29 protein-coding genes, 1 tRNA gene and 1 riboswitch are annotated in these 26,599 nt (G+C 69.8%); of the genes, 19 read left to right on the top strand and 11 right to left on the bottom strand.

The features are described 5' to 3' along the window. Positions 1-24: 24 nt before the first annotated feature. Complete coding sequence (locus KUM40_RS36405) at positions 25-456, bottom strand: SsgA family sporulation/cell division regulator (protein ID WP_217170598.1); 432 nt, start codon at positions 454-456, stop codon at positions 25-27. Between the two features lie 297 nt (positions 457-753). Between KUM40_RS36405 and KUM40_RS36400 the strand changes: the two genes are divergently transcribed. Next, positions 754-2,484, top strand: a complete 1,731-nt coding sequence (locus tag KUM40_RS36400) for an RDD family protein (protein ID WP_217170597.1) — start codon at positions 754-756, stop codon at positions 2,482-2,484. 305 nt (positions 2,485-2,789) lie between these two features. Beyond that, positions 2,790-3,467: an RDD family protein gene (locus KUM40_RS36395; RefSeq protein WP_217170596.1), complete on the top strand. Its 678-nt coding sequence runs from the start codon at positions 2,790-2,792 to the stop codon at positions 3,465-3,467. Positions 3,468-3,486: 19 nt separating this feature from the next. Here the strand turns inward: KUM40_RS36395 and KUM40_RS36390 are convergent, their stop codons facing one another. Further along, a complete protein-coding gene (locus tag KUM40_RS36390) occupies positions 3,487-3,786 on the bottom strand; it encodes a hypothetical protein (RefSeq protein ID WP_217170595.1) in 300 nt (99 codons plus the stop codon). Between the two features lie 433 nt (positions 3,787-4,219). Here KUM40_RS36390 and KUM40_RS36385 point away from each other — a divergent pair, with 433 nt between their 5' ends. Together KUM40_RS36385 and KUM40_RS36380 are read left to right on the top strand one after the other, a co-directional pair. Beyond that, positions 4,220-6,565: an immune inhibitor A domain-containing protein gene (locus KUM40_RS36385; protein ID WP_217170594.1), complete on the top strand. Its 2,346-nt coding sequence runs from the start codon at positions 4,220-4,222 to the stop codon at positions 6,563-6,565. A 146-nt stretch (positions 6,566-6,711) separates the two neighbouring features. After that, on the top strand, positions 6,712-7,059 hold the full coding sequence (locus tag KUM40_RS36380) for a hypothetical protein (RefSeq protein WP_217170593.1): 348 nt from the start codon (positions 6,712-6,714) through the stop codon (positions 7,057-7,059). An 88-nt stretch (positions 7,060-7,147) separates the two neighbouring features. On the opposite strand, the gene KUM40_RS36375 is transcribed toward KUM40_RS36380, so the two are convergent. Then, positions 7,148-7,735, bottom strand: coding sequence for a nicotinamidase (locus tag KUM40_RS36375; RefSeq protein WP_217170592.1), 588 nt, complete (start codon positions 7,733-7,735; stop codon positions 7,148-7,150). A gap of 94 nt (positions 7,736-7,829) precedes the next feature. Then, complete coding sequence (locus KUM40_RS36370; protein ID WP_217170591.1) at positions 7,830-9,176, bottom strand: nicotinate phosphoribosyltransferase; 1,347 nt, start codon at positions 9,174-9,176, stop codon at positions 7,830-7,832. A gap of 108 nt (positions 9,177-9,284) precedes the next feature. Between KUM40_RS36370 and clpS the strand changes: the two genes are divergently transcribed. From clpS to KUM40_RS36340, 7 genes are all read left to right on the top strand, one after another. Beyond that, positions 9,285-9,602 (top strand): ATP-dependent Clp protease adapter ClpS, encoded by a 318-nt coding sequence (gene clpS, locus KUM40_RS36365; RefSeq protein ID WP_217170590.1) that lies wholly within the window; start codon positions 9,285-9,287, stop codon positions 9,600-9,602. A gap of 80 nt (positions 9,603-9,682) precedes the next feature. Beyond that, a complete protein-coding gene (locus KUM40_RS36360) occupies positions 9,683-10,291 on the top strand; it encodes a DUF2017 domain-containing protein (RefSeq protein WP_217170589.1) in 609 nt (202 codons plus the stop codon). Between the two features lie 392 nt (positions 10,292-10,683). Continuing rightward, positions 10,684-12,120, top strand: coding sequence for an amino acid permease (locus tag KUM40_RS36355; RefSeq protein WP_217170588.1), 1,437 nt, complete (start codon positions 10,684-10,686; stop codon positions 12,118-12,120). 95 nt (positions 12,121-12,215) lie between these two features. Then, positions 12,216-12,638, top strand: coding sequence for a Mov34/MPN/PAD-1 family protein (locus tag KUM40_RS36350; RefSeq protein ID WP_217170587.1), 423 nt, complete (start codon positions 12,216-12,218; stop codon positions 12,636-12,638). Positions 12,639-12,737: 99 nt separating this feature from the next. Continuing rightward, positions 12,738-12,833, top strand: coding sequence for a putative leader peptide (locus KUM40_RS42770; RefSeq protein ID WP_309546867.1), 96 nt, complete (start codon positions 12,738-12,740; stop codon positions 12,831-12,833). A 117-nt stretch (positions 12,834-12,950) separates the two neighbouring features. Next, positions 12,951-13,238 (top strand): MoaD/ThiS family protein, encoded by a 288-nt coding sequence (locus tag KUM40_RS36345; protein ID WP_217170586.1) that lies wholly within the window; start codon positions 12,951-12,953, stop codon positions 13,236-13,238. 6 nt (positions 13,239-13,244) lie between these two features. Beyond that, complete coding sequence (locus KUM40_RS36340) at positions 13,245-14,195, top strand: PLP-dependent cysteine synthase family protein (RefSeq protein WP_217170585.1); 951 nt, start codon at positions 13,245-13,247, stop codon at positions 14,193-14,195. A gap of 40 nt (positions 14,196-14,235) precedes the next feature. On the opposite strand, the gene KUM40_RS36335 is transcribed toward KUM40_RS36340, so the two are convergent. Further along, the gene (locus tag KUM40_RS36335; RefSeq protein WP_217170584.1) at positions 14,236-14,706 is read right to left on the bottom strand and encodes a type II toxin-antitoxin system PemK/MazF family toxin; all 471 of its coding nucleotides are present in this window, start codon (positions 14,704-14,706) and stop codon (positions 14,236-14,238) included. A gap of 205 nt (positions 14,707-14,911) precedes the next feature. Here KUM40_RS36335 and KUM40_RS36330 point away from each other — a divergent pair, with 205 nt between their 5' ends. Next, on the top strand, positions 14,912-15,664 hold the full coding sequence (locus KUM40_RS36330; protein WP_217170583.1) for an MBL fold metallo-hydrolase: 753 nt from the start codon (positions 14,912-14,914) through the stop codon (positions 15,662-15,664). Between the two features lie 114 nt (positions 15,665-15,778). On the opposite strand, the gene KUM40_RS36325 is transcribed toward KUM40_RS36330, so the two are convergent. Both KUM40_RS36325 and KUM40_RS36320 read right to left on the bottom strand, forming a co-directional pair. Then, positions 15,779-17,029 carry a PTS transporter subunit EIIC gene (locus KUM40_RS36325; RefSeq protein WP_217170582.1) on the bottom strand — a complete coding sequence of 417 codons (1,251 nt, stop codon included), beginning with the start codon at positions 17,027-17,029 and terminating at the stop codon, positions 15,779-15,781. Positions 17,030-17,267: 238 nt separating this feature from the next. Then, the gene (locus tag KUM40_RS36320; RefSeq protein ID WP_217170657.1) at positions 17,268-18,563 is read right to left on the bottom strand and encodes a PTS transporter subunit EIIC; all 1,296 of its coding nucleotides are present in this window, start codon (positions 18,561-18,563) and stop codon (positions 17,268-17,270) included. A gap of 177 nt (positions 18,564-18,740) precedes the next feature. On the opposite strand from KUM40_RS36320, the gene KUM40_RS36315 reads away from it, so the two are divergent. From KUM40_RS36315 to rdgB, 4 genes are all read left to right on the top strand, one after another. Next, positions 18,741-18,974 (top strand): glucose PTS transporter subunit EIIB, encoded by a 234-nt coding sequence (locus tag KUM40_RS36315; protein ID WP_217170581.1) that lies wholly within the window; start codon positions 18,741-18,743, stop codon positions 18,972-18,974. Positions 18,975-19,077: 103 nt separating this feature from the next. Further along, entirely contained in the window at positions 19,078-19,818 is a 741-nt protein-coding gene (rph, locus tag KUM40_RS36310) for a ribonuclease PH (RefSeq protein ID WP_217170580.1), read from the top strand. A gap of 180 nt (positions 19,819-19,998) precedes the next feature. After that, positions 19,999-20,403: a hypothetical protein gene (locus KUM40_RS36305; RefSeq protein WP_217170579.1), complete on the top strand. Its 405-nt coding sequence runs from the start codon at positions 19,999-20,001 to the stop codon at positions 20,401-20,403. A 46-nt stretch (positions 20,404-20,449) separates the two neighbouring features. Continuing rightward, positions 20,450-21,052 (top strand): RdgB/HAM1 family non-canonical purine NTP pyrophosphatase, encoded by a 603-nt coding sequence (rdgB, locus tag KUM40_RS36300; RefSeq protein WP_217170578.1) that lies wholly within the window; start codon positions 20,450-20,452, stop codon positions 21,050-21,052. 42 nt (positions 21,053-21,094) lie between these two features. Here rdgB and KUM40_RS36295 read toward each other — a convergent pair. The 3 genes from KUM40_RS36295 to bcp all read right to left on the bottom strand — a co-directional run bounded on the left by KUM40_RS36295 (position 21,095) and on the right by bcp (position 22,833). Next, positions 21,095-21,178 (bottom strand) — tRNA-Leu (locus tag KUM40_RS36295). Positions 21,179-21,231: 53 nt separating this feature from the next. Beyond that, complete coding sequence (locus KUM40_RS36290; protein WP_217170577.1) at positions 21,232-22,233, bottom strand: HNH endonuclease; 1,002 nt, start codon at positions 22,231-22,233, stop codon at positions 21,232-21,234. A gap of 132 nt (positions 22,234-22,365) precedes the next feature. Next, on the bottom strand, positions 22,366-22,833 hold the full coding sequence (gene bcp, locus KUM40_RS36285; RefSeq protein WP_217170576.1) for a thioredoxin-dependent thiol peroxidase: 468 nt from the start codon (positions 22,831-22,833) through the stop codon (positions 22,366-22,368). A 92-nt stretch (positions 22,834-22,925) separates the two neighbouring features. Between bcp and KUM40_RS36280 the strand changes: the two genes are divergently transcribed. The 3 genes from KUM40_RS36280 to KUM40_RS36270 all read left to right on the top strand — a co-directional run bounded on the left by KUM40_RS36280 (position 22,926) and on the right by KUM40_RS36270 (position 24,109). Then, positions 22,926-23,258, top strand: coding sequence for a DUF3618 domain-containing protein (locus tag KUM40_RS36280; protein ID WP_217170575.1), 333 nt, complete (start codon positions 22,926-22,928; stop codon positions 23,256-23,258). Between the two features lie 77 nt (positions 23,259-23,335). Then, a complete protein-coding gene (locus KUM40_RS36275; RefSeq protein ID WP_254396221.1) occupies positions 23,336-23,638 on the top strand; it encodes a co-chaperone GroES in 303 nt (100 codons plus the stop codon). Positions 23,639-23,689: 51 nt separating this feature from the next. After that, positions 23,690-23,757: riboswitch (guanidine-III (ykkC-III) riboswitch) on the top strand. A gap of 31 nt (positions 23,758-23,788) precedes the next feature. Continuing rightward, positions 23,789-24,109: a multidrug efflux SMR transporter gene (locus KUM40_RS36270; protein WP_217170573.1), complete on the top strand. Its 321-nt coding sequence runs from the start codon at positions 23,789-23,791 to the stop codon at positions 24,107-24,109. On the opposite strand, the gene KUM40_RS36265 is transcribed toward KUM40_RS36270, so the two are convergent. Next, positions 24,103-26,550, bottom strand: coding sequence for a transglycosylase domain-containing protein (locus KUM40_RS36265; RefSeq protein ID WP_217170572.1), 2,448 nt, complete (start codon positions 26,548-26,550; stop codon positions 24,103-24,105). The two genes, KUM40_RS36270 and KUM40_RS36265, sit on opposite strands and share 7 nt — an antisense overlap. Positions 26,551-26,599: the final 49 nt, after the last annotated feature.

Below are 26,599 nucleotides of genomic sequence, written 5' to 3'. Positions count from 1 at the left end.
GGACAGGCCCCGGCCGCCCGCCCCTCACCTTGCGAGCAGCTCGGCCAGCCCGTCGTCGATGCCGAGCTGCCCGCCCTCCGTCCCCGGCGGCACCGTCCGCAGGGTCCGCTCCAGCCAGGCCGACACCTGGGGGGTGGGCGCCTCCAGGAGGGCGTCGCCGTCCGGGCTGCTCAGCGCGATCAGTACGACGCTGCGGCCCTCCGCCTTCGACGGCCACACCCGCACGTCGCCGTGCCCGGACGGCCGGAAGACGCCCTCCACCAGGAGGTCGCGGGCGAACGTCCAGTGCACCGGGAGGCCGGAGTCGATGTGGAAGGTGATGTGGACGGCGTAGGGGTCGTCGGTGTGGTAGCCGAGCCGGGCCGGCACCGGGATGCCGCGCTCGGGCGACAGGATGAGCCTCAGCTCCAGTTCGCGTTCCACGACGGTGGGGGCGGTGGGGTGGTCGGGGTGCATGGCGGGGTCCCTCTCTCGCTCGTCTCTCGTGTCCCGGATCTCGTGTCTCGTACGGATCCGTACGGGCCGGCCGGAGCGGGCCCGCACGAGAGAGAGCGCACCGGGGCGGGAGCATTACGCGGGTTCGCGGAACTTTTTTCGCACCACCTCTGTCCCGGGCGCCCCCGGGTGTGAAGGTCTGTGCACGAGGTTGCCCGGAAAGGGGCGGGTCCGGCGGGACCGGCGGTGCGGATTGCGCCCGTCTGATAGATGTTGAGGCCCCCCTATCAACCCCCGAGCAGATACGGGACGACGGACATGAGCGCCCCAACCCCGGCCCCCGGCGACGACAGGCCCCGCGAAGGGTATTACCCGGACCCGTCCATTCCTGGATACGTCCGGTACTGGAACGGCGCCTCCTGGGTGGCGGGCACGAGCCGCCCCGCCCCCGAGGACGGCGAGCCGCTCGCGCCTCCGCCCGGCGCGCGGCCCTCCGTCGAGGAGACCGGCCCGCACTTCTTCGACGAGGACCCGGTCGGGGAGCCGCCCGGAGCCGCGTCCCAGCACGGCAGCCGTCCGGAGCCCGCCACGGCCTGGGGCGCCGACCGCTCCCACCAGCCGGGCCACCCCGGCACCCCGGAGCAGCGCGTCGCCTGGCCGGGCACGGCGCAGGGCACGGACCCGAGGATCCCGCACGCCCGGCAGCCGGGACCGACCGCCCCACCCGACCCCGGCACGGCGCCGGGCGGCGACCCGCGTGCGGGGATCGCCGGGCCCGGTACGGGGGCCAGTACGGCGGGGGAGGGACGTGCCCCCGGCGGCCCGGCAGGCCCTGCGGGCCCTGCGGGCGGTGGCAGGCCTGCGCAGGACGGGCGGAACCCCGGCGGATCCGCGCGCGCCGCGTCTGCCGACTCGGCGGGCTCGGCGGCCTCGGCGGGTCCTGCGGGCTCGGCGGGTGCCGCGGGTTCGGCTGGTGGTGGCGGGCCCGTGCAGGATGGGCGTGGCCCGGGGCGGCACCCCGGCGTGCCCGCAGGCGCTGCGTCTGCCGACTCGGCGGGCCCTGCGGGTTCGGCTGGCGGCGGCAGGCCCGCGCAGGACGACGCCGCCTCCGGCGCCGCGACTTCCGGCGAGGCGGAGGCCCAGGCCGGCAACACCTTCGTCTTCCGTCGCCCGACGGCGGGCCCGCAGAGCGCCCCCGCCGCGGAGGACGAGGGCACCATGACCTTCCGCGCCGTCACCCCGCGTGCGGGCACGCAGCCCGGCGGCTCCGGCTCAGGCCCCGGCCCCGGCTTCGGTGCCGGCAAGGCGGCCGCCGACCGGGCCGTCGGCGCGCAGCCTCCGACGGCCCCCGCCGCCCCCGGGGTTCCGCACCAGGGGCAGGCCCCGGCCCCGGTGCCTGCGTCGCAGCCCGACGCCTCCGCGCCGGTCGCGGCGGCCGGTCCCGGCGGCGGTCAGTCCTCCTGGGCGCAGCAGGTGCACCGGCTCGCCGGCGCGGACGAGCAGCCCGTCGCGCCGTGGAAGCCGCCGGTCGACGACGTGTTCCAGGCCGCCGCCAGGCGTCAGGCGGCCGCCCGGCCCGCCGGTCTCGGCAAGCGGCTGGCCGCCCGGCTGATCGACACCGTCGTCCTCGCGGGCGTCACCGGCGTGGCCGCCGTACCCCTCGGGGTCAAGGCCGCCGACCACGTCAACGACAAGATCGACCAGGCGAAGCTCTCCGGCGAGACGGTCACGGTGTGGCTGCTGGACGGCACGACCTCCACGTATCTGGGGATCGTGCTCGCCGTCCTGCTGCTCTTCGGCGTCGTCTACGAGGCGCTGCCGACCGCCAAGTGGGGCCGCACGCTGGGCAAGAGGCTGCTCGGCCTGGAGGTACGGGACATCGAGGCCCACGAGCCGCCGTCGTTCAGCTCGGCCCTGCGCCGCTGGCTGGTCTACAGCGTCCCGGGCCTCCTGGCCGTGGGAGTGGTCGGCGTCGCGTGGTGCCTGTTCGACCGCCCGTGGCACCAGTGCTGGCACGACAAGGCGGCCCGCACGTTTGTCGCGGGCTAGCTTGGCGGGTGGGGCCGAGGGGGGCGTGCGTCTCGCGGTCGGCTGCGGGTGCGTTGTGGTTGCTCGCGCCGTTCCCCGCGCCCCTTTGGGGGCGCGTCCACTGCACGCGCCTCAAGGGGCGCGGGGCTGTGCTGAATATGCGGCTCCGCCGCGTGCGCGCGACCAGCCCCCACGCACCCGCACCCGCCGACGCACCCTCGGCCCACCTCCCCCGACGGCGTCGACGGCAAGGCAAGGCACGCCCCCGTACTCCGAACGGCCGCTCGCCGGATGCGCCGTAAAAGAGCCCGGGGTCGACTCGGGACATGAGCAGCGAACCGCCCCCCGGATCCGGCGGGCAGCCGCCGGAAGACGACCCGTTCAGGAAGCGTCCCCAGTCCCCCGGGCCGGGCCCCGACCCGGGCCCCGGCGAGGGCGGCACGGGCTCGCCGTACGACAACCCGTCCCCGTCCCCGCCCCCGCCCCCGGGCGGTGGCGGGCCCTACGGCGGTGATCCGTACGGCGGCGGCTCCTACCCCACCGATCCGCTGGCCGGGATGCCCCCGCTCGCCGACAGTGGCCGGCGTACGCTCGCGCGGATCGTCGACATGATTCTCGTGGGCCTCGTGGTCTGGCTGCTGAGCTGGGCCTTCGACGTCCAGGAGTACCAGGTGGACGACGACGACGTCTCCTTCGGCAAGTCCTTCTGGCAGTCCCTGATCGCCGCCCTGCTCTACATCGGCTACGACACGTACATGATCACGAGGAACGGCCAGACCCTCGGCAAGAAGTGGCTCGGGCTGCGCGTGGCCAACCTGGACAACGGAGCGACGCCCTCGGGGCAGACGTCACTGATCCGCGCCCTGGTGCTGTGGATCCCGTTCGCGTTCTGCTGCGCCTGCGTATGGACGATCATCGCGGGTGGCTGGAGCTTCTTCGACCGGCCCTACAAGCAGGGCCTGCACGACAAGGCGGCCAAGACGGTCGTGGTCAGCACCCGCTGACACGGCCTCCTCCTCGGCCTCAGGCGGCCCGTCCGCGCGCCGACTCGCCCGCGCTCGCGCCCGCGGAGATCCGGGTCGCCGCCGATACCGGCTCCCGGCCCGCGGCGGGCCTGTGGGCCGGCACGGCGGTCACCGCGCGCGACCTGGGCACCGGGACGGTCATGGCGACCAACAGCCCGAGGCCGAGGGCCGCGACGGCGATGAGAGCGACTCCAGGACCCGAACTCGTCCGCGACAGCAGCAGCATGGCGAGCGTCGAGAAGATCACGGTGAACGAACCGTAGGCGAACTGTGCGGCAGTCGGACGGGGCATGGCCATCGTGTCCTCGGAAGACAATCTGGGGTGAGACGGGCTGTCGGCCTGGCTTTCCGCCGGCTTCCGGGCGTTCCGCCAAGCGACTCTAACCCGCTGTGTGCCCGAGTGGAACCAGCAGTAAGCGTGACCTAACCGGCATGGCCGATGCACGGGGGGCGCACGGATTCACGACGTCCGCGAAGTGGACGGTCCCGCGCGCCCGTCGGACGTGAGTACGGACGTCAGGTCGGACGTCAGGACGGTCACGATTCGGCGTCCGCAAAGCGAACCGCGGCTCCGCATAGTGCACTTGTTCTGCTCAAGTCAAGGTCTGTCTTTTCTGGGGAACCTCTAGTCAAATGTCGTCACTTGACTACACGCGTTGAACACGTGTGCGCGGACTTCGCTCTGTCCCTGTCCCTCCATCCGCGCGCGTGAACGCGGGGGAGGAACTCAAGTGGCCAGAAGATCCTGGACGTTCAGAACCGCGGCGACCACCGTCGCACTGGCGGCCGCCACCGCAACGATGTCGGCGGCCGGCGTGGCGCAGGCGGATTCGCCGGCCCGGCCGGAGGCCGTGAACCGTCACGACCCGAGCCCGGCCAAGGAGTCGCGCGCCCACAACCTCAAGGGCCCCCTGAGCGACACTCAGGCAGCCCAGCGCGAGGAAGCCCTGAAGCAGGTCATATCCGGCGATGCCTCGGTGAAGAAGAAGGACGGCTCCAAAGTCGTCGAGCTCAAGAGCAGGAAGGGCGACAGCAAGTACGTAGAACTGGGCCGGGAGAAGACCGACAAGATCTTCACCATCCTGGTCGAGTTCGGCGACAAGGTCGACAGCCGCTACGGCGGCGACGCCGGCCCGCTGCACAACGAGATAGCCAAGCCGAAACGGAGTACGGACAACTCCACGGCCTGGCAGGAGGACTACGACCAGGACCACTACCAGGACCTGTACTTCGGTTCCGGCAAGGGCGTCCACTCGGTCAAGACGTACTACGAGAAGCAGTCCTCCGGCCGCTACTCGGTCGACGGCGAGGTCTCCGACTGGGTCAAGGTGCCCTACAACGAGGCCCGTTACGGCTCCAACAAGTGCGACCCCGACAACTGCGCCTGGTACGCGGTGCAGGACGGCGTCACCGCCTGGGTCGCCGACCAGAAGGCCGCCGGCCGGACCAGCGCCCAGATCAAGTCCCAGCTCGCCCAGTACGACCAGTGGGACCGCTACGACTTCGACGGCGACGGCGACTTCAACGAGCCCGACGGCTACATCGACCACTTCCAGATCGTGCACGCCGGTGAGGACGAGTCCGCGGGCGGCGGCGCGCAGGGCGAGGACGCGATCTGGGCCCACCGCTGGTACGCCTTCGGCACCGACGCCGGCGCCACAGGACCCGACGGGAACCAGCTCGGCGGCACGCAGATCGGCGACACCGGCATCTGGGTCGGCGACTACACCATCCAGCCGGAGAACGGCGGACTCGGCGTCTACGCGCACGAGTACGGCCACGACCTCGGTCTGCCAGACCTCTACGACACCGCCGGCGGCGACAACTCCACCGGCTTCTGGACGCTGATGTCGTCCGGTTCCTGGCTCGGCACCGGCCGCAACGAGATCGGCAACCTTCCCGGCGACATGACCGCCTGGGACAAGCTCCAGCTCGGCTGGCTGAACTACGACACCGCCAAGGCGGGCGTCAACTCCTGGCACAAGCTGGGCCTGGCCGAGTACAACACCAAGCACAAGCAGGGCCTGGTCGTCGAGCTGCCGAAGGAGGCGGTCACCACCGAGATCGTCCCGCCGGCCGAGGGCGAGACCCAGTGGTGGAGCGGCAGCGGCAACGACCTCAAGAACACGCTGACCCGCAGCGTCGACCTCACCGGCAAGTCGTCCGCCTCCCTCACCCTGGACGGCTGGTACGACATCGAGGCCGACTACGACTTCCTCTACACCGAGGTGTCCACCGACGGCGGCGCCAACTGGACCGCGATCGACGGCACGTTCGACGGGCAGCCGATCCAGCGCGACGGCAGTGACAAGCCCGCGCTGAGCGCCACCGTCGACGCCTACGGCAAGCTGGTCTACCCGCTGGACGCCTACGCCGGCAAGAAGATCGACCTGCGCTTCCGCTACCAGACCGACGGCGGCCTGGCGATGAAGGGCTTCGCCGCCGACGAGATCGCGGTGACGGCCGACGGCGAGACGCTCTTCTCCGACAACGCGGAGACCGCGGACGACGCGTGGACGGCGAAGGGCTTCACCCGCAAGGGCGCGTCCTTCACCAAGGAGTACGCGCAGTACTACGTCGCCGAGAACCGGCAGTACGTGTCGTACGACACGACGCTGAAGACCGGTCCGTACAACTTCGGCTTCACGTCGCGCCCGAACTGGGTCGAGCACTACAACTACCAGAACGGCCTGCTGATCTGGAAGTGGGACACCTCCCAGACGGACAACAACACCAGTCAGCACCCGGGCACCGGCCTGATCCTGCCGATCGACTCGCACCCGACCGCGCTGAAGTGGAAGGACGGCACGCTGATGCGCAACCGCGTCCAGTCGTACGACGCGCCGTTCAGCCGCTACCGCACGGACGGCATGACGCTGCACAAGGCGGACGTCGCGAAGTACATCCCGGGCTCGAAGGGCGTCTCGGTCTTCAACGACCGCAAGAACGACTACTGGGACCCGGCGAACCCCACCGGCGGCGTCAAGATCACTGACACCAACACGAAGATCAAGATCCTCAAGGAGGCCAGAAACGGCTCGACGATCACGCTCGAGGTCCGTCCAGCGGGCAGGTAAATAGCATCTGCCCAGGTCAGATCATGATCGGCGGTGACCCCCTGGCGGGTCGCCGCCGATCCGTGTTTAGGTGCGTCCTGTGGTTCTCTTATTGACACCGGGCCCGACACCCGGACCGACGCAGGCTGACTCGGGGGTATGACCGCATGGCCGCAGGAGGCTTCTGCAAGCTGCCGAACGGCACGGTGGTGGTGGCACTGAACCTGCCGAGCCCCGTCGGCCCGCAGGCCGGGGGAGTGCGCTTTCTCGTCCACGCCCAGAACCGGGCGCGCGCCCTGACCAGGCTGCGCAACCTGGGGCTGCGCGCCGTCTACCTGCGGGGCAACGCGGCCCCGCCGACCCCGGACGAGGTCACCGCGGTCCTGCACCACCCGGACGGCCTGATATGGCGTACGGCACCGGTGGCCGGCGCCGTGGGCGGCCCCGACCTGGTCCAGGAGCTGTGGCACCCGATCCGGGCCCTGCTCAGACGCCCGGCCGCCCCTCAGACGTAGAGCCCGCCGGGGCCCGCGACCGGAACGGTGACCGGGCCGGTGACCGGGTCGGTGATCCGGACGGCGATCGGGACGGCAGGATCCGGCCCTACTGGACGACCGGCTTCCCGGACAGCTCCACGCCCGCCTCCCGCAGCTCCTCCAGCGCCCGCTCGGTGGTCTGCGCGGCCACCCCCGCGGTCAGGTCGAGCAGCACCTGCGTACGAAAGCCCTCACGGGCGGCGTCCAGGGCGGTGGCCCGGACGCAGTGGTCGGTGGCGATGCCCACGACGTCGACCTCGTCGATCTCCCGGGACCGCAGCCACTCGGCGAGCGTCGTGCCGTTCTCGTCGGCGCCCTCGAAGCCGCTGTAGGCGGCCGCGTACGCCCCCTTGTCGAAGACGGCGTCTATCGCGCCGGAGGCGACGACGGGGGCGAAGTTCGGGTGGAAGCCGACCCCCTCGGTACCGGCGACACAGTGGGCCGGCCAGGAGTGGGCGTAGTTGGGGTTGTCGGCGAAGTGGCCGCCCGGCGCCACGTGGTGGTCGCGGGTGGCCACCACGTGGCGGTAGCCGGCGGGCGCCTGCCCGATCAGCTCGGTGATGGCGGCCGCCACGTCGGCACCGCCGGACACCGCGAGGCTGCCTCCCTCGCAGAAGTCGTTCTGCACGTCTACGACGATCAAGGCGCGGCGCATGGTCGGTGTCCTTCGACTGGGTCGGGGGTGGGGTGGGGGGTGGTGTGGAGACGGGTGGTGCGGGGCTGGTTCCGGCCTTGTGGGCCGCACAGCTTTAGCTACCCGAGCCCCCGTGCGCGTACTCCGTCGGAATGACGGGTTCCCCTCGGGAGAGCTGGGTCGCGGACAGCGGAAGGTTGGCGCGGGCGGCCGTGTGCCGGTCCCGGACGGCGTCCAGCGGCTCGCGGGCGACCACCTCGCCGCCCTTGACCAGCTCGACCAGAAGCTGCCGGTCGGCGAGGGCGTCGGGCACCGGCCCGGTGCCGACCACCTCGGCCTCCGCGTACCCCTCCGCGTCCAGGCGCCGCGCGGCCCACTTGCGTCCCCCGATCGACGTCTTGCCGCCGGTGGACTTCTTGGCCACCGGCACCAGCGGCGCCCCGTCCGCGCCGGACTCGGCGCGCGCGACCAGCTTGTAGACCATGGACGCCGTCGGGTGCCCTGACCCGGTCACTAGCTGGGTGCCGACCCCGTAGGCGTCCACGGGCGCCGCCGCCAGCGAGGCGATGGCGTACTCGTCCAGGTCCGAGGTCACGACGATCCTCGTCCCGGTGGCGCCCAGCTCGTCGAGCTGCTGCCGCACCCGGTGGGCGACGAGGAGCAGGTCGCCGGAGTCGATGCGTACGGCGCCCAGCTCGGGCCCGGCGATCTCCACGGCCGTACGGACGGCCTCGGCGACGTCGTAGGTGTCCACCAGGAGTGTGGTGTCCCGGCCGAGCGAGTCGACCTGGGCGCGGAAGGCGTCGCGCTCGTTGTCGTGCAGCAGGGTGAAGGCGTGGGCGGAGGTGCCGACGGTGGGGATGTTGTAGCGGAAGCCCGCGGCCAGGTCGGAGGTGGTGGCGAAGCCGCCGACGTAGGCGGAGCGGGCGGCGGCCACGGCCGCCAGCTCGTGGGTGCGCCGGGCGCCCATCTCGATCAGCGGACGCTCCCCGGCGGCGGAGGACATCCGGGAGGCGGCGGCCGCGATCGCCGAGTCGTGGTTGAGGATGGACAGGATCACCGTCTCCAGCAGCACGCACTCGCCGAAGGTCCCCTCGACCCGCATGATCGGCGAGCCCGGGAAGTACACCTCGCCCTCGGGGTAGCCCCAGATGTCGCCGCCGAAGCGGTACTGGGCGAGCCAGTCCAGGGTCTCCTCGTCGACGATGTCCTTCTCGCGCAGAAAGCGCAGGACGTCCGCGTCGAAGCGGAAGTTCTCCACCGCGTCCAGTACCCGCCCGGTGCCCGCCACGACGCCGTAGCGGCGCCCGTCCGGCAGCCGCCTGGTGAAGACCTCGAACACGCTCCGGCGCCCGGCCGTGCCCGCCTTCAGGGCTGCCCGCAGCATGGTCAGCTCGTACTGGTCCGTGAAGAGCGCCGTCGACGGAACGTCCACCGGCAGCCCAAGGTCCGCTGTGTTCATACGACGGATCGTACCCCCATTTCGTCACTCTGACGATTTCGATGTCCGCCTGTTCGCGTGGCGCCCGCCACAGGCCCGTTTGTGCGGGTGCCCCCCTGTGGTGGCAGCATGGGCCATGTGACGGCAGCCGCACCCATGGAGATCGAGAAGACCGAACCGGCGGAGGAGGTCTTCGCCGTACCCGAGCCCGACGTGCCCTGGTTGACGATCGTTCACAACGATCCCGTCAACCTCATGAGCTACGTGACGTACGTCTTCCAGTCGTACTTCGGCTACTCCAAGGACAAGGCCACCAAGCTCATGATGGACGTCCATCACAAGGGCCGGGCGGTCGTGTCCAGCGGCAGCCGGGAGGAGATGGAACGGGACGTACAGGCCATGCACGGCTACGGTCTGTGGGCCACCCTCCAGCAGGACCGGAAATGACCACGCCCAGGGACCCGTGCCGGTGACGGACGCCCGGTGACCCACGCCCGCCCGCAGGACGGAAGAGCTGAATCGCCTTCATGCCCGGACAATTCGAACCGCTCCCCGGCGGCGGCGCGGCCGTCGCCCTCGACGACGTCGAGATCTCCATCATCCGCTCCCTGGCCGTGCAGCTCCTGGAGCTGATCGGCCCGGGACCCGCCGAGGACGCCTCCGACGACCCGCTCGCCGAGCTGTTCGCCGAGGGCCCGAGCGAGCCCCCCTCCGACCCGGTGCTGCGCCGCCTGTTCCCGGACGCCTACGGCGACCCCGAGGGCACCCCGCAGGCCCGGGAGGCCGAGGAGCAGCGGGCGCACTCCGCGGAGTTCCGCCGCTACACCGAGAACGACCTGCGCGCCGGCAAGCGGGACAGCGCGCTCACGGTGATCCGCGGCCTGGACGCCGTCGCCTCCCGGTCGGCCGGCGAGGACGGGGCGGTGCTGAAGCTGTCGGCGCAGGAGTCCCGGCAGTGGCTGAGCGCCCTGAACGACCTGCGCCTGGCGATCGGCGCCCGGCTGGAGATCGCCGACGAGGACGACACGGACCTGCTCTACCGGCTCCCCGACGAGGACCCGCGCAAGCCGATGGTGATGGCGTACCTGTGGCTCGGCGGGCTCCAGGAGTCACTCGTCGCGACACTCATGGCCTGAGTGCTGTGGTGCCGTGATGCCGCGTGCCGTTATGCCCCGAGCGCGGTGATTCGGTCACGCTGGGTGTCCGCTCAGCGGAGTCTCAAATCCGGATAACGATCCCGTCAAAGCCGCGCCCTTTTTTGCACCGCCGGGGTGTCCTTTGTCCGCTTCTCCCTGTGGGACACGTCACAGTCGACCCCTGTGATCAGCGCCGTCGTCGTGGTAAATCTTCTCGACCGCCCGGCGAACACCACCCGAATGTTCGGCCGGGTGCGCCACCGAGCCGGCCGACCGCCGGCCAGGCACCGAGCGGGATGTGAGGCCCGCTCAGCTCCATCATCCGGGGGGATCGAGACCCGATCCGAGGCCGAGTCAAGGCCCGGATCGGCATGGAGAAAGGCGCACCACACATGACCTCAGCGCAGGTCGACACGGACGACACGGACAAGGCCCCCGAGGAGGGCTACGAGCGCGGCCTCAACAGCCGCCAGGTCCAGATGATCGCGATCGGCGGCGCCATCGGCGTCGGTCTCTTCCTGGGCGCCGGGGCCAACATCGCCAAGGCCGGCCCCAGCATCATCCTCATGTACGCCCTCGCCGGCGTGATCATCTTCTTCATCATGCGGGCGCTCGGCGAACTGCTCCTCTACCGTCCCGTCTCCGGCTCGTTCGCCGAGTACTCACGTGAATTCCTCGGCCCCTTCTTCGGCTACTTCACCGGCTGGACGTACTGGCTGATGTGGGTGGTCACCGGCATGGCGGAGCTGACCGCCGCCGCCATCTACATCCACTACTGGTTCCCGGACATCCCGCAGTGGGTCTCCGCCCTGGTCTTCCTGGTCCTGCTGTTCGTCGCCAACCTGATCTCGGTGAAGCTGTTCGGCGAGATCGAGTTCTGGTTCTCGATGGTCAAGGTCACCGCCATCATCGGCATGATCGTGATCGGCGTCGGCGTGCTCACCCTCGGCTTCAGCCAGGCCGGGGACACCGCCGCCGTCTCCAACCTGTGGGAGTTCGACGGCTTCTTCCCCAAGGGCATCGGCTCGTCCCTGATGACCCTCCAGGGCGTCATGTTCGCCTACCTCGCCGTCGAGCTGGTCGGCGTCACCGCCGGTGAGTCGGAGAACCCGGAGAAGACCCTCCCCAAGGCCATCAACACCCTGCCCTGGCGCATCGCCCTCTTCTACGTCGGCGCCCTGACCGTCATCCTGGCGGTGGTCAAGTGGACCGAGTTCGCCGAGGGCGTCAGCCCCTTCGTGGAGGCCTTCACCGTCATCGGCATCCCGGCCGGCGCCGGCATCGTCAACTTCGTCGTGCTCACCGCCGCCCTGTCGTCCTGCAACTCCGGCATGTACTCCACGGGCCGCATGCTGCGCACCCTCGCGGACAACGGCGAGGCTCCCAGGGTCTTCAACAAGCTGTCCTCGACGAAGACCCCGGCCATCGGCATCGGCGTCTCGGTCGTCTTCATGGCCATCGGCGTGGTCCTGAACTACCTCGTCCCGGAGAAGGCCTTCGGCTACGTCACCTCCGTCGCCACCGCCGCCGGCATCTGGACCTGGCTGATGATCCTGATCAGCCACGTCCGCTACCGCCGCAAGGTCGTCGCGGGCCGCCTGCCCGCCTCCTCCTTCCCGGCGCCGGGCGGCTCCGTGTGCTCCTACATCGCCATCGCCTTCCTGCTCTTCGTCACCTGCCTGATCGCCTACGACGCCGACGCCCGCGTCTGTCTGTACGTGATGGCCGGCTGGGCCGCCGCCCTCGGCATCGGCTGGGCGGTGCTCAAGAGCCGCAACCCGCAGATCACCGAGCGGCCCGGCGAGCCGGAGTTCGAGAAGATCGGCTGACACCGCCGGCGGGCGATGCCCGACGGACGTCCGGCATGTGGACCGGCCCGTACCACCCACCGGTACGGTCCGGTCCCTCTGCTTATCCTGGCCGCATGCTGACCATCACCCAGGCCCTGTACGACCAGATCGTCGCCCACGCGCGCGAGGACCACCCCGACGAGGCGTGCGGCGTGGTGGCCGGTCCCGTGGGCGAGGGCCGCCCCGAGCGGTTCGTCCCCATGCTCAACGCCGCCCGCTCGCCCACCTTCTACGAGTTCGACTCGCAGGACCTCCTCAAGCTCTACCGCGAGATGGACGACCGCGACGAGGAGCCGGCGGTCATCTACCACTCCCACACCGCCACCGAGGCCCACCCCTCCCGCACCGACATCACCTACGCCAACGAGCCCGGCGCCCACTACGTCCTCGTCTCCACCGCCGACACCGACGGCGTCGGCGACTTCCAGTTCCGGTCGTTCCGCATCCTGGAGGGCGAGGTCACGGAGGAGGAGGTCAAGGTCGTCGAGGCGTACTGATCTCGCCCGACCTCACCCGATCTCGCACAGCGGACGGAACGAGTCCATCAGGTGAGATCACACTCCGGAAGCCGGACCGGGAATCGATACGATGAGCCCATGGTTCTTCTCGACGTGAGCGAAAAGGCGCCGGGCACGCTGCTCGTGGCGCGCCTGCACGTCGACCTGTGCAGGCTGAAAAGCGCCATCTGTTGATCTTCCGCCGCCGTACGGCCGTGAGCGGTGCCGTACGGCCGTGAGCCGCGGCGTGCCGACGTGCGCCGCCGTGCGCCCTCACCACCCACGACAAACTTCCGACAGGAGCCCTCAGCCATGGCCATCGAGGTCCGCATCCCGACCATCCTCCGCCAGTACACCGACGGCCAGAAGGCGGTGGAGGGCAACGGGGACACCCTCGCCAAGCTCTTCGCCGACCTCGAGACCCGGCACACGGGCATCCAGGCCCGCATCATCGACCAGGAGAACGGCGAGCAACTGCGCCGCTTCGTCAACGTCTACCTGAACGACGAGGACGTCCGCTTCCTCGACGGCATCGACACCAAGCTCACCGACGGCGACAGCATCACGATCCTGCCGGCCGTGGCCGGCGGTATGGCCTGATCGGCGATGCGCTACGACTCCCCGCTGGCCGCGGTGGGCAACACCCCTCTGGTGCGCCTGCCGCGGCTCTCGCCGTCCGACGACGTCCGCATCTGGGCCAAGCTGGAGGACCGCAACCCGACCGGCTCGATCAAGGACCGCCCCGCGCTCCACATGATCGAGCAGGCCGAGAAGGACGGCCGCCTCACCAAGGGCTGCACGATCCTGGAGCCGACCAGCGGCAACACCGGCATCTCCCTGGCCATGGCCGCCCGGCTCAAGGGCTACCGAATCGTCTGCGTGATGCCCGAGAACACCTCGCGCGAGCGCCGGGACCTGCTCGCCATGTGGGGCGCGGAGATCATCTCCTCCCCGGCCGCGGGCGGCTCCAACACCGCAGTCCGGGTCGCCAAGGAACTCTCCGCCGAGCACCCGGACTGGGTCATGCTCTACCAGTACGGCAACCCGGACAACGCGGGCGCCCACTACGCCGGCACCGGCCCGGAGATCCTCGCCGACCTCCCCTCCATCACCCACTTCGTGGCCGGCCTCGGCACCACCGGCACCCTCATGGGCGTCGGCCGCTACCTGCGTGAGAACAAGCCGGACGTGAAGATCGTCGCCGCCGAACCGCGCTACGACGACCTGGTGTACGGCCTGCGCAACCTCGACGAGGGCTTCGTACCCGAGCTGTACGACGCCTCCGTGCTCACCACCCGCTTCTCGGTGGGCTCCGCCGACGCCGTCACCCGCACCCGTGAGCTGCTCCAGCAGGAGGGCATCTTCGCGGGCGTCTCCACCGGCGCCGCGCTGCACGCCGCGATCGGCGTCGGCAAGAAGGCGGTGAAGGCCGGCGAGAGCGCGGACATCGCGTTCGTCGTCGCCGACGGCGGCTGGAAGTACCTCTCCACCGGCGTCTACACGGCGGCCACCACCGAAGAGGCCATCGAGACCCTCCAGGGCCAGCTCTGGGCCTGACGGCTCGTTCGACTCATCCGGTTCTTTCGGCTCGTTCGGCTCATTCGGCGGCGAGGTGACGGCGGACCTGGTCCCACAGGGCCGGGTCCACCGCACCCACCCGGCGCCGGAAGTCCCGCTCCGGCACCCTCCGCAGCTCCTCGGTCTCCAGGTAGCTCGTCCGCCCTCGCGCGTCCCCGACCGAGCCCGGCGGCAACGTGATCACCCCGGCCCGCCCGTCCCGGTACCGGGTGGTGATCTTCGCGACCAGTACCCGCCGCCCGCGCACCGAGATCACCAGACACGGCCGGTCCTTCGCCCCGCCCGAGTCCTCGTACGGCACGTTCGCCCACCAGATCTCCGCGGGCCGCGGCCGGTCCACCCGGACCCTCGGCCCCCGGGGGTGCCCCGGCGGACGCCGGCTGCCGCCCGGCCGGGGAGGTCGCCGCCCCCGGCCCCAGCCGTCGACGACCGTGGCGACGAGTGCGAGAAGCACCACCGCCGCGAAGGCGAGCCACCAGGACGTGTCCATACCGACGACCGTACCGGCGCGCACAACCACTTGCGCGCCCCTTCCGCGGCCCCGCGCGCCCCACTTCCAGCCGAACCGGTGACACCGCAGGTGAGTTCGCCCACAACGGCCCCTGGTGGAGGAGCGACCACAGGTTTTGCGCCTTACGCTCGACGAACCGCACGACCCCCGTCTACCCACACGCGCCAGCGGAGGTTTCTGCTTCATGAAGCTCACCGTCGTCGGCTGCTCGGGGTCGTTCCCGTCCGCGGAATCGGCCTGCTCGAGCTACCTCGTCGAGGCCGACGGCTTCCGGCTGCTCCTCGACATGGGCAACGGTGCCCTCGGCGAGCTGCAGCGCCACTGCGGTCTCTACGACCTCGACGCGATCTTCCTCAGCCACCTGCACGCCGACCACTGCATCGACATGTGCGCCTACTTCGTGGCGCGCTACTACCGGCACGACGGCGGCCGCTGCGCCCCCCTCCCGGTCTACGGACCCGAGGGCACCGAGCACCGGCTCACCACCGCCTACGCCGACACCCCCTCCGCCTCGTCCATGAGCGAGGTGTTCGACTTCCACACGGTCAAGCCGTCCACCTTCGAGGTCGGGCCCTTCACCGTGCACACCGAGCGGGTCGCCCACCCCGTGGAGGCCTACGGCGTCCGCGTCGAGCACGGCGGCCGCTCACTGACGTACTCCGGCGACACGGGAGTCACCCCCGTGCTGGACGAACTCGCCCGCGACACCGACCTGTTCCTGTGCGAGGCCGCCTTCACGCACGGCAAGGAGAACATCCCCGACCTCCACCTCAACGGACGCGAGGCCGGCGAGAGCGCCGCCCGCGCCGGCGCCCGGCGCCTGGTGCTCACCCACATCCCCCCGTGGACCGACCCCGAGGTCAACCTGGCCGACGCGCGCGAGGTCTACGACGGAGCGGTGGAGGTCGCCGCGGCGGGCGCGGTGTACGAGATCTAGACCGCACCCGGACGCACGAGGGCCCCGGAACCAAGTACCCGCTACCCGGTTCCGGGGCCCTCGTCATGCCGTACGGCCGTCATGCGTACGGCGGTCATGCCGTACGGCGGTGGCTCACGCCTTGGTGAGGTCCTCGACCTCTTCCTCGGGCTCGCGGCCCGGCGTCATCAGGTTGAACTTGATGATCGCGAAGCGGAACGTCACGTAGTAGATCGCCGCGAACACCAGACCGATCGGAATGATCAGCCATGGCTTGGTCGCCAGATGCCAGTTCAGGACGTAGTCGATGGCGCCGGCCGAGAAGTTGAAGCCGGCGTGCACACCCAGGCCCCACGTCACCGCCATGGAGATGGCGGTCAGCACCGCGTGCAGCACGTACAGGACCGGTGCGATGAACATGAACGAGAACTCGATCGGCTCGGTCACACCGGTGACGAACGAGGTCGCGGCCAGGGAGAGCATCATGCCGAGGACGGCCTTGCGGCGCTCGGGACGGGCGGTGTGCGCCATCGCCAGGGCGGCGGCCGGCAGACCGAACATCATGATCGGGAAGAAGCCCGCCTGGAAGATGCCGGCGGACGGGTCACCGGCCAGGAAGCGGGTGATGTCGCCGTGCACGACCTCACCGGCGGAGTTGGTGAAGTCGCCGAGCTGGAACCAGGCCACGGTGTTCACGAACTGGTGCATGCCGACCGGGATCAGCGCGCGGTTCACGCCACCGAACAGGGCGGCGCCGCCGGAGCCGAGGCCGGTCATCCACTCACCGAAGTTGGAGATGCCGGTGCCGACGGGCTCCCAGACCAGACCGAAGAACACGCCCACCACGATGCCGACGAAGGCCATGATGATCGGCACCAGACGACGGCCGTTGAAGAAGCCGAGCCAGTCCACCAGCCTGGTCCGGTGGAACCGCTGCCACAGGACGGCGGCGAGCAGACCCATGATGATGCCGCCGAGCACACCCGGGTCGTTGTACGTCGCCGCGACGTCCTCGCCCTTCTGGACCACCGCCTCGGTGACCGGGAAGGCCTCCAGGACCTTGCTGTAGACGAGGAAGCCGACCACCGCGGCCAGCGCGGTCGAGCCATCGGCCTTCTTGGCGAAGCCGATGGCCACGCCTATGCAGAACAGGATCGGCAGCGAGCCGGTGAGAGCACCGCCCGCGTTGTTGAAGACGGCGGCGACCTTGTCCCAGCCCAGGCCGTCCTTGCCGAAGATGTCGTCCTGGCCGAGCCGGACCATGATGCCCGCCGCCGGGAGAACGGCGATCGGGAGCTGCAGGCTGCGGCCGACCTTCTGCAAACCCTGGAAAAGACCAGATCCCCGCTTCTTTGCGGGGGCCGCCTTGTCGGTGGCGGTGCTCATACTTCCTCCATCGGGTGGTGGTCTACACCACTCAGTGGTGTAGACCTGTTTTAGCACGATGAAGGCCGCGTAAGGAACCCGTGATTCCGCGACCGGAGCGCTACGCGCAGTGCCCGATCAAACCCCCAGCTCACGCCCCCGCGAGGGCGCGCCGAAGGCCCCCGGACGGAGAGTCCGGGGGCCTTCGCAAGACCACGGTCAAAGGGTACGTGAGACGGTACGTGACGGTGCGTGAGGGCTACACCTTGGTGACGTCCTCCACCTCGTCCTCCGGCTCCCGCCCCGGAGTCTTCAGATCGAACTTCGTGATCGCGAACCGGAAAACCACGTAGTACACCACCGCGAAACACAGCCCGATCGGAATGATCAGCCACGGCTTCGTCGCCAGGTTCCAGTTGATGACGTAGTCGATCAGCCCCGCCGAGAAGCTGAACCCGTCCTTCACACCCAGCGCCCACGTCACCGCCATCGACACCCCCGTCAACACCGCGTGCGCCGCGTACAGCAGCGGGGCGATGAACAGGAACGAGTACTCCAGCGGCTCCGTGATCCCCGTCACGAACGACGTCAGCGCCACCGACAGCATCAGACCGCCGACCTCCTTGCGCCGGTGCGGCTTCGCGCAGTGCGTGATCGCCAGCGCCGCCGCCGGCAACGCGAACATCATGATCGGGAAGAAGCCCGACGTGAACTGACCCGCGTTCGGATCACCCGCCAGGAACATGTTGATGTCACCGTGCACCACCGTGCCGTCCGGCTTCGTGTACGAACCGAACTGGAACCACATCGGCACGTTCAGGAACTGATGCAGACCGATCACCAGCAACGCCCGGTTCGCCAGCCCGAACACCCCCGCGCCCCACGCGCCGATCCCGGTCAGCCAGTCGCTGAAACTCTCCAGCGCGTCACCGATCGGCGGCCACACCCACAGACACAGCGCCGCGAACACGATCGCCACGAACGCCATGATGATCGGCACCAGCCGGCGCCCGTTGAAGAAGCCCAGCCAGTCCACCAGCTTCGTCCGATGGAACCGCTGCCAGAAATACGCCGTCAGCAGCCCCATCACGATCCCGCCGAAGACCCCCGGATTCTGGAAGACGAACGCGGTCGCCTCCGCCGAACCGTCGACCGGCTGACAGCCGACCTGCGGCACCACCTGCGAACCCTCCGGACAGTCCTCCGGGAACTGCCGCAGCACGTTGTAGTAGACGAGAAACCCCGCCACCGCCGCCAACGCCGTCGAACCGTCCGACTTCTTCGCCATCCCGATGGCCACGCCCACACAGAACAGCAGCGGCAGCCCCAGCGAACCGTCCAGCAGCGCACCCCCCGCGCCGGTCATCACCTTCGAGACGTTCGACCAGCCAAGACCGTCGTCCCCGAACACGTCCGGCTGCCCCAGCCGGTTGAGAATGCCCGCGGCGGGCAGGACCGCGATGGGCAACTGAAGACTGCGACCCATCTTCTGCAAGCCCTGGAACGCCTTGTTCCAGCGGACGCGAGCGGGACTGACCGCGCTGTCGGCACTCATCCGGTCTCCATCCGGTCTCCATCCGGCCATCCGGCCACCCGTACACTGGTGTAGACCAGTCGACGGGCGGCTCCGCCGTCGTGACGCCATCATTCGGTACGCACCGCACGATGGCTCGCGAAGATGGGCCAACTGTGGGTTACTGCGACAAAGCGGTCCGGACCAGGGAGAAGGAACATGGCCAGCAAGGCTGAGAAGATCGTCGCCGGCCTCGGCGGCATCGACAACATCGACGAGATCGAAGGCTGCATCACCCGACTCCGCACCGAGGTCAAAGACCCCGCGCTCGTCGACGAAGCCGCCCTCAAGGCCGCCGGCGCCCACGGCGTCGTCAAGATGGGCACCGCCATCCAGGTCGTCATCGGCACCGACGCCGACCCGATCGCCGCGGACATCGAAGACCTGATGTAAACGAACGGGCTCACCGTTTCACCGCTTCATCGACAAGGGGCCTCCACCGCGGATTTCCACAGCGGGGAAGGCCCCTTCCCCATGGGCCGCTAGGCTCATCCGCATGTCACGCATCGACGGCCGCACCCCCCAGCAGCTCCGCCCCGTCACCATCGAACGCGGCTGGAGCAAGCACGCCGAAGGCTCCGTCCTCGTCTCCTTCGGCGACACCAAAGTCCTCTGCAACGCCTCCGTCACCGAAGGCGTCCCCCGCTGGCGCAAGGGCAGCGGCGAAGGCTGGGTCACCGCCGAATACGCCATGCTCCCCCGCGCCACCAACACCCGCGGCGACCGCGAGTCCGTCAAGGGCCGCATCGGCGGCCGCACCCACGAGATCAGCCGCCTCATCGGCCGCTCCCTGCGCGCCGTCATCGACTACAAGGCGCTCGGCGAGAACACCATCGTCCTGGACTGCGACGTCCTCCAGGCCGACGGCGGCACCCGCACCGCCGCCATCACCGGCGCCTATGTCGCCCTGGCCGACGCCGTCATGTGGGCCCAGCACACCAGGAAGCTGATCAAGCCCAGCCGCAAGCCGCTCACCGGCACCGTCTCCGCCGTCTCCGTCGGCATCGTCGACGGCACCCCGCTCCTCGACCTGTGCTACGAGGAGGACGTCCGCGCCGACACCGACATGAACGTCGTCTGCACCGGCGACGGCCGCTTCGTCGAGGTCCAGGGCACCGCCGAGGCCGAGCCCTTCGCCCGCGACGAGCTGAACGTCCTGCTGGACCTCGCCACCGCCGGCTGCACCGAACTCGCCGAGCTCCAGCGCAAGGCGCTCGACGCGGTCCTCGAAAGGTAAAGGGAGTAAAGGAAGCGCCAAAGACGCCTCAAGGAAAGGCGGCCGCACACGCAACTCGGCCGCCCACCACCGCGTCCCTAGCAGTACAACACCACGGGCGTACGGCAGTCCAAGCCGTACGCCCGACGCCGCACCGCACACGGGCCGCCCGGCCCTGTCCCAAGGGGAGGACCGAGACCCATGGCCGCGAGCCGCCACCGCCGCCTTCGCCGCACCGCCACCGCCGTCGCCACCGCCGCGACCATCGCCCTGACGGCCGGCCTCACCACCGGCTGCGACGCCGTCGACAAGGCCCTCGACTGCGTGCGCACGGCCGACGCGATAGCCGACAGCGTCACCGAACTCCAGCAGGCCGTGGAGAACACGGACGACCCCACCCAGTGGGAGGAGTCCCTCGACTCCATAGACAAGAACCTCGGCAAGATCGGCGACCAGACCGACAACGCCGACGTCAACCAGGCGGTCGACGACCTCGGCAAGGCCGTCGACAACGTCCGCACCTCGGTCGAGAACGGCGACGAGACCCCCGACCTCAGCCCGGTGACGGACGCGGCCGGCGAACTGACGAAGGTCTGCACGCCGTAGGGAGCGGGTGTCGGAGGACTGGCGGGCGCCCGGGATACTGGACCCCATGACCCGCCTGATCCTCGCCACCCGCAACGCCGGAAAGATCACCGAACTCCGCGCCATCCTCGCCGACGCGGGCGTGCCCCACGACCTCGTCGGCGCGGACGCCTACCCGCAGATCCCCGACGTCAAGGAAACCGGCGTCACCTTCGCCGAGAACGCCCTGCTCAAGGCCCACGCCCTCGCCCAGGCCACCGGCCTCCCCGCCGTCGCCGACGACTCCGGCCTCTGCGTCGACGTCCTGAACGGCGCGCCGGGCATCTTCTCCGCCCGCTGGGCCGGCCGCCACGGCGACGACAAGGCCAACCTCGACCTCCTCCTCGCCCAGCTAGCCGACATCGCCGACGAACACCGCCCCGCCCACTTCGCCTGCGCGGCAGCCCTGGCCCTGCCCGACGGCACGGAGCGCGTGGTCGAGGGCCAACTCCGAGGCACCCTCCGCCACACCCCGGCCGGCACGAACGGCTTCGGCTACGACCCGATCCTCCAGCCGGAGGGCGAGACGCGGACCTGCGCGGAACTGACGGCGGAGGAAAAAAACGCGATCAGCCACCGGGGGAAGGCGTTCCGGGCACTGGTGCCGGTGGTACGGGAGCTGTTGGGCTGAGGCCCCACGGAAGGGGCCGCCCATTGGACGGCCCCTCTGCCGTGCGGCCGGTGGGATTCGAACCCACACGGGCTTTCGCCCACGGCGATCTAAACGCCGCTCGGCTGCCAGTTACGACACGGCCGCTCAAAACCGATCACAGTGCTCGACCGGTGGCAGTCAGTGTACGGGGGAGCGGGTCACCCTGCGAGGGGCGCCTCGCCTTTCCGGCGACACCAGGTCTCCGTCAGGGCGTGGCAGTTGGGACAGAGGTACCGCAGGTTCTCCCGACGGTTGTCCCGCCAGTTCCCATTGACATGGTCGATCTGAAGGGTGATGCGCCGGCCGAGCCATTCGCCGGTGCTGCCGCAGGTCTCGCAGGAGTATGGCACCCCGATCTCACCCAGAGCTCTGTGCAGTTGGGCCCTGTTGGTTCGGCCGACGTGAGACGGGAGAACGATCAGCACTCGGTGAGCAGTAGATGCTGGGGCGGGCGGCTCGGCTCGCCCCCAGGACCTGCGCTCGAAATGACTGGTGTCGATGCCTAGTCGCGCGACCGCGCGTCGGACTCGGCGATGATTGACGTCACAGACCTCCAGCCCAAGGCTGCGCATGACATCGGCGTAGCTCGTGCAACACGGCACAAGATCGCGGAGCTGATCTTCGAGAATATGCAGGCGCCGGTGTGAGAAGTGACTCGTGTCGATGCCCTGGGCGCTCATCATGCGACGCGGTGTGGCGCGCGAGCGGCTGTCGTCCGGTACGCCCAGCGCACGCGCGACGGCCCGCACGCTGGTCACCGCTGCCGCCGCGATACGAAGTTCATCGGTAGTGAAAGGCAGGTCCACCTCGGCGTGGTGGAGGCCGGGGAAGTGGCCGACGTCGATTCCCGCTGCGGCGATGCGGCGTCGGATGTGGGACAGGGTTCCGGTGGCAGGGGTCGCACCCAGCTTCAGCGCCACCTCCCGCAGGGACGATGACGAGGCGGCGGCCTCAGCGATGGCTGCGTCGGGATACTTGCGCCAAGGGCTGCGCTTGACGAAGTGGCTCGTGTCCAGCCCGTATCCGTTGACCTTTTCCTGGAGCACCCTTCGCTGGCCGCCGCTCACCTTGAGGCCGAGTCGCCTCATCAGATCGGCCCAGTTTCGAGCTTCGGCGACCGCCTCCTCCAGCCGCTCCCGGCTGTACGCGCTGGATCCCATCGAACCCCCTCCGTTCCGGCCACGCGTTCGTGGCCTCGTACGGAGTAACGAACCGGTTATCGGACCGTCACGCACGGCATGCGGAAGGGCCCGTACCGGAAAGCTTCCGGTACGGGCCCCGTCAAGGGCAGTTCAGATGCCCAGGTCCTTGATGAGCTTGGCTACGTGGCCCGTGGCGCGGACGTTGTAGAGGGCGTGTTCGACCTTGCCCTGTTCGTCGACGACGATCGTGGAGCGGATGACGCCCATGTAGGTGCGGCCGTAGTTCTTCTTCTCGCCGAAGGCGCCGTACGCGTCGAGGGTCTCTTTGTCGGGGTCGGCGAGGAGGGTGATCTTCAGGGACTCGGTCTCGCGGAACTTGGCCAGCTTCTCCGGCTTGTCGGGGGAGATGCCGATCACGTCGTACCCGGCGCCGGCCAGCAGCTCGAGGTTGTCGGTGAAGTCGCAGGCCTGCTTCGTGCAGCCGGGGGTAAGCGCGGCAGGGTAGAAGTAGACGATGACCTTGCGGCCCTTGTGGTCGGACAGGGACACCTCGTTGCCGTCGGCGTCCGGGAGGGTGAAGGCGGGGGCCGGGTCCCCGGGCTGGAGTCGCTCGCTCATCGGGTCAGAGTAACGGGGGGTCCTGACAGTGCGGCGGGGCCCGGAGCTGACAGACTGTCCGGGACAGTGTCAGAAGACTTCGGAGGCGTACGGTGGCGGACACGTCGGACATCAGAACCCCGGCGCAGATCGAGGCGGACATCAAGCGCCGTCGCGAGGTGCTGGCCGAGACGCTCGACGAGATCGGGATGCGGGTGCACCCGAAGACGATCGTGGGCGATGCCAAGGCCAAGGTCGCTTCCAGCGTCGATCACACCCTTGGGCGGGCGTACGTCCAGGCCAATCGGGTGGTCGGCGATGTGAAGTCGCAGTTCGTGGACGAGGAGGGCGCGCCTCGGTTGGAGCGGGTCGTGCCCGTCGCGCTCGTGGTGGTCGGGGTCGTGGGGCTGCTCGCCCTGGGCGGTACCCGGCGGCGCAGGCGCTGAGCCGGGGCAGGTAGGTTCGAGGCGTGAGCGCCAAGAGAAACGAGCACGTCTCCCAGGACGACAAGCTGCCCATCCGGATGCTGCACGACCGTGTACTCGTGCGGCACGACTCCGGTGAGGGCGAGCGGCGTTCGGGGGGCGGCATCCTGATCCCCGCCACGGCGGCGGTCGGCAAGCGGCTGGCCTGGGCCGAGGTGGTCGCGGTCGGGCAGAACGTACGGACCGTGGAGCCGGGCGACCGGGTGCTGTACGACCCGGAGGACCGTGCGGAGGTCGAGGTGCGGGGCGTGGGCTACGTGCTCATGCGCGAGCGCGATCTGCACGCCGTGGCCGCGGACCGGTTCGAGGGGTCGGAGGACTCCACCGGGCTGTATCTGTAGAGCGGTAGGGCGAAGGGGCTGGTGACCGGTGTCACCAGCCCCTTTCTGCTGTTTTTGCTACCTTGGGAAGCACCCCGACGAGACGCGCCGTACCGGGCTGAAGGAAAAGACGACGCACCACCGTTCAGTTCGTTCACGGAGGTGCCTGTCATGGCGTGGGTTCTGCTTGTCGTCGCCGGTCTGCTCGAGGTCGGCTGGTCGATCGGGATGAAGTACACCGACGGTTTCACCCGGCTGTGGCCGAGTGTGTTCACCGGTGCCGGGATCGTCGCGAGCATGATGTTGCTGTCGTACGCGGCGCGGACGCTGCCCATCGGTACCGCCTACGGCGTGTGGGTGGGGATCGGTGCGGCCGGGGCGGCGGTGCTCGGCATGGTGGTGCTGGGTGAGCCGATGACCGCCGCCCGGATCTTCTTCATCTGTCTGCTGCTGGTCGCCGTGGTGGGGCTGAAGGCGACCTCGGGTCACTGACGCCGGGGTGTGATGGGGATGCCGGCGACCGTGCCCGCGGTGTCCGAGTCGCCGCCGCCCGCTCCGCTGTTGTCCCCGCCGCCCTCGGTGGTGCCGCCGTCCGGCGAGCCGCCGCCGCCCGTGGGGCCGGGTTCGGTGCTGGCGCCGCCGGTGGTGGGGGTGCCGCCGCCGGTCGACGGGGGGCCGGTGTCGTTGCCGCCGGAGTCGCCGGGCGGGGTGCTGTCGCTGTCGCCACCGCCCGGGGTTTCGGTGCCGGAGCCGTCGTCCTCGTCGCCGGTGGACTCGTCGTCCGGGTCGCCGCTGCCGCTCTCGTCGCCGCTGCCGGGTTCGTCGGAGGAGTCGGCGGACGGGGGCGCGGTGACGTCGGCGCCGTCCTGGAGCCGGAGGTCGAAGTCGGTGACGGGTTCGCCCTTGAGGGCGTTGCGGGTGTACTGGCTCCAGATTTCGGCGGGGGCGCCGCCGCCGTTGACGCGGGCCAGGCCCATGGCGCCGTACAGGGGCTTGTGGGCGGCGGTTTTCGGGTCCTGGCCCATGACGGCGACGACGGTGGACAGTTCGGGGGTGTAGCCGGCGAACCAGGCGGCCGTGTCCTCCTCGGCGGTGCCGGTCTTGGCGGCGGCGGGGCGGCCGGCGGCCTGGGCGGCGGTGGCGGTGCCGTTCTGGACGACACTGCGCAGGACGGAGGTGGTGGTGTCGGCGGACTCGCGGCTGACGGCCTGGTGCTCGCGCCGCTCGGGCAGCTCGACCTCGTGCTTGCCGTCCTTCATGACCTTCTCGACCAGGGTGTACGTGCCGTGCCTGCCGTGGTTGGCGATGGTCGCGTACGCCTGTGCCATGTCGAGGGGGCTTGCGGTGGCGACGCCGAGGGCGATGGAGGGGGAGGGGGTCAGTTCCGGGGTGTTCTTGGAGAGCCCGAGGTCGATGGCGGTCTGCATGACCTTGTCGGAGCCGACGTCCACGGCCATCTGGGCGTACACGGCGTTGATGGACTTGTCGGTGGCCTCGCGGACGGTGACGTTGCCGTAGTCGCGGTGGTCCTCGTTCTCGGGGGCGTAGCGGCCGCCGCTCCAGCCCTGGACGGGGCGTTCGCTGGTGCCGTCGTAGCGTGTGTTGGGGTTGATCGTGCGGCCGTCCTGCGTCTCGGAGTGGTTCTCGACGGCGGATGCGAAGACGAAGGGCTTGAAGGTGGAGCCGACCTGGAAGTCGCGGCGGACGGCGTTGGGTGTGTACTGCTTGACGTAGTCGATGCCGTTGTACATCGCGACGACCTTGCCGGTCTTCGGTTCGACGGAGGCGCCGCCGGCGCGGACGTAGGTGTCGACCTTGCGTTCCTTCTTGTCGAGCTGGGACATCAGCTTGTCGTCGACGGCTTTGACGAAGGCGTCCTGCTTGTCCTTCTGGAGGGTGGTGGTGATGCGGTAGCCGCCGCGGTCGAGTTCTTCCTCGTCGACGATGCCGTGCTCGATCAGGTACTTCTTGACGATGTTGACGACGTAGCCGCGCTGTCCGGACATGTTGGTGGAGATGGTGGACTGCTTGGGCTTGGGGAACTTCGCGGCGGCGCGTTCGGAGGGGCTGATCCAGTCCTGCTCGACCATGCCGTTCATGACGTAGTTCCAGCGGGCCACGGCGGCGGGCTTGTTCTCGGGGTGGGCGACGACGTCGTAGTGGCTGGGGGCGTTGAGCAGGGAGGCGAGGTAGGCGCCCTGGGCGGCGCTGAGGTCCTTGGCGTCGATGCCGTAGTAGGCCTGGGCGGCGGACTGGATGCCGTAGGCGCCGCGGCCGAAGAAGCTGGTGTTGAGGTAGCCCTCGAGGATCTCGCTCTTGCTCGTCTCGCGGTCGAGCTTGATCGAGATGAAGAACTCCTTCACCTTGCGGGTGATGGTCTGGTCCTGGGCCAGGTAGTAGTTCTTCACGTACTGCTGGGTGATCGTGGAGCCGGACTGCTTGCCCTTGCCGGTGGCGGTGTTCCAGCCGGCCCGGAGCATCGCTGCGGGGTCGATGGCGGACTCGGTGTAGAAGTCGCGGTCCTCGGCGGCCAGGACGGCGTGCTGGGCGTCCTTGGAGATGCGGGCGAGGCCGACGCTCTCCCGGTTGACCTCGCCGTCGCGGGCGAGGACGCTGCCGTCGGCGTACAGGTAGACGTTGGACTGCTTGGTGGCGAGCGCGTTGGCGGCGGGGATCTGCACGAGGTGGTAGCCGAGGAAGAAGCCGCCGACGATCAGCAGGAGGCCGATGACGACGGTGCTCAGCACGATGCGCCAGGTCGGGATCAGCCGGCGCCATCCGGTGCGCTTGGGCCGCTTGGGCCGCTTCGGCTTCCCGGGCTTGCCTGCCTGGTCTGCCTGGCCCGTCCGGTCCGTCCGATCCTCGCCGGCCGCCTGTGGCTCTCTCGGCGCCCAGCCCTGGTGCGGCTGCTGCGGCTGCGGCTCGTCACTCATGTCGTGCACGGACTCCTGTTTCGCTTCGTGCGGATTTTGGGTCGTCTGA

Source organism: Streptomyces sp. AC512_CC834, assembly GCF_019049325.1.
GTDB lineage: Bacteria > Actinomycetota > Actinomycetes > Streptomycetales > Streptomycetaceae > Streptomyces.
This window is presented reverse-complemented; position numbering and strand designations above follow the sequence as displayed.

Excerpts from the sequence above, each read along its gene's own strand:
- KUM40_RS36380 (WP_217170593.1), top strand. The coding sequence starts at position 6,712 with ATGGCCGCAGGAGGCTTCTGCAAGCTGCCGAACGGCACGGTGGTGGTG.
- rph (WP_217170580.1), top strand. The coding sequence starts at position 19,078 with ATGTCACGCATCGACGGCCGCACCCCCCAGCAGCTCCGCCCCGTCACC.
- KUM40_RS36405 (WP_217170598.1), bottom strand. The coding sequence starts at position 456 with ATGCACCCCGACCACCCCACCGCCCCCACCGTCGTGGAACGCGAACTG.
- bcp (WP_217170576.1), bottom strand. The coding sequence starts at position 22,833 with ATGAGCGAGCGACTCCAGCCCGGGGACCCGGCCCCCGCCTTCACCCTC.
- KUM40_RS36395 (WP_217170596.1), top strand. The coding sequence starts at position 2,790 with ATGAGCAGCGAACCGCCCCCCGGATCCGGCGGGCAGCCGCCGGAAGAC.
- KUM40_RS36370 (WP_217170591.1), bottom strand. The coding sequence starts at position 9,176 with ATGAACACAGCGGACCTTGGGCTGCCGGTGGACGTTCCGTCGACGGCG.
- KUM40_RS36330 (WP_217170583.1), top strand. The coding sequence starts at position 14,912 with ATGAAGCTCACCGTCGTCGGCTGCTCGGGGTCGTTCCCGTCCGCGGAA.
- KUM40_RS36355 (WP_217170588.1), top strand. The coding sequence starts at position 10,684 with ATGACCTCAGCGCAGGTCGACACGGACGACACGGACAAGGCCCCCGAG.
- KUM40_RS36325 (WP_217170582.1), bottom strand. The coding sequence starts at position 17,029 with ATGAGCACCGCCACCGACAAGGCGGCCCCCGCAAAGAAGCGGGGATCT.
- KUM40_RS36275 (WP_254396221.1), top strand. The coding sequence starts at position 23,336 with ATGCTGCACGACCGTGTACTCGTGCGGCACGACTCCGGTGAGGGCGAG.
- clpS (WP_217170590.1), top strand. The coding sequence starts at position 9,285 with ATGGGCCATGTGACGGCAGCCGCACCCATGGAGATCGAGAAGACCGAA.
- rdgB (WP_217170578.1), top strand. The coding sequence starts at position 20,450 with ATGACCCGCCTGATCCTCGCCACCCGCAACGCCGGAAAGATCACCGAA.
- KUM40_RS36350 (WP_217170587.1), top strand. The coding sequence starts at position 12,216 with ATGCTGACCATCACCCAGGCCCTGTACGACCAGATCGTCGCCCACGCG.
- KUM40_RS36315 (WP_217170581.1), top strand. The coding sequence starts at position 18,741 with ATGGCCAGCAAGGCTGAGAAGATCGTCGCCGGCCTCGGCGGCATCGAC.
- KUM40_RS36360 (WP_217170589.1), top strand. The coding sequence starts at position 9,683 with ATGCCCGGACAATTCGAACCGCTCCCCGGCGGCGGCGCGGCCGTCGCC.
- KUM40_RS36340 (WP_217170585.1), top strand. The coding sequence starts at position 13,245 with ATGCGCTACGACTCCCCGCTGGCCGCGGTGGGCAACACCCCTCTGGTG.
- KUM40_RS36320 (WP_217170657.1), bottom strand. The coding sequence starts at position 18,563 with ATGAGTGCCGACAGCGCGGTCAGTCCCGCTCGCGTCCGCTGGAACAAG.
- KUM40_RS36290 (WP_217170577.1), bottom strand. The coding sequence starts at position 22,233 with ATGGGATCCAGCGCGTACAGCCGGGAGCGGCTGGAGGAGGCGGTCGCC.
- KUM40_RS36400 (WP_217170597.1), top strand. The coding sequence starts at position 754 with ATGAGCGCCCCAACCCCGGCCCCCGGCGACGACAGGCCCCGCGAAGGG.
- KUM40_RS42770 (WP_309546867.1), top strand. The coding sequence starts at position 12,738 with ATGGTTCTTCTCGACGTGAGCGAAAAGGCGCCGGGCACGCTGCTCGTG.
- KUM40_RS36305 (WP_217170579.1), top strand. The coding sequence starts at position 19,999 with ATGGCCGCGAGCCGCCACCGCCGCCTTCGCCGCACCGCCACCGCCGTC.
- KUM40_RS36390 (WP_217170595.1), bottom strand. The coding sequence starts at position 3,786 with ATGGCCATGCCCCGTCCGACTGCCGCACAGTTCGCCTACGGTTCGTTC.
- KUM40_RS36335 (WP_217170584.1), bottom strand. The coding sequence starts at position 14,706 with ATGGACACGTCCTGGTGGCTCGCCTTCGCGGCGGTGGTGCTTCTCGCA.
- KUM40_RS36375 (WP_217170592.1), bottom strand. The coding sequence starts at position 7,735 with ATGCGCCGCGCCTTGATCGTCGTAGACGTGCAGAACGACTTCTGCGAG.
- KUM40_RS36270 (WP_217170573.1), top strand. The coding sequence starts at position 23,789 with ATGGCGTGGGTTCTGCTTGTCGTCGCCGGTCTGCTCGAGGTCGGCTGG.
- KUM40_RS36345 (WP_217170586.1), top strand. The coding sequence starts at position 12,951 with ATGGCCATCGAGGTCCGCATCCCGACCATCCTCCGCCAGTACACCGAC.
- KUM40_RS36265 (WP_217170572.1), bottom strand. The coding sequence starts at position 26,550 with ATGAGTGACGAGCCGCAGCCGCAGCAGCCGCACCAGGGCTGGGCGCCG.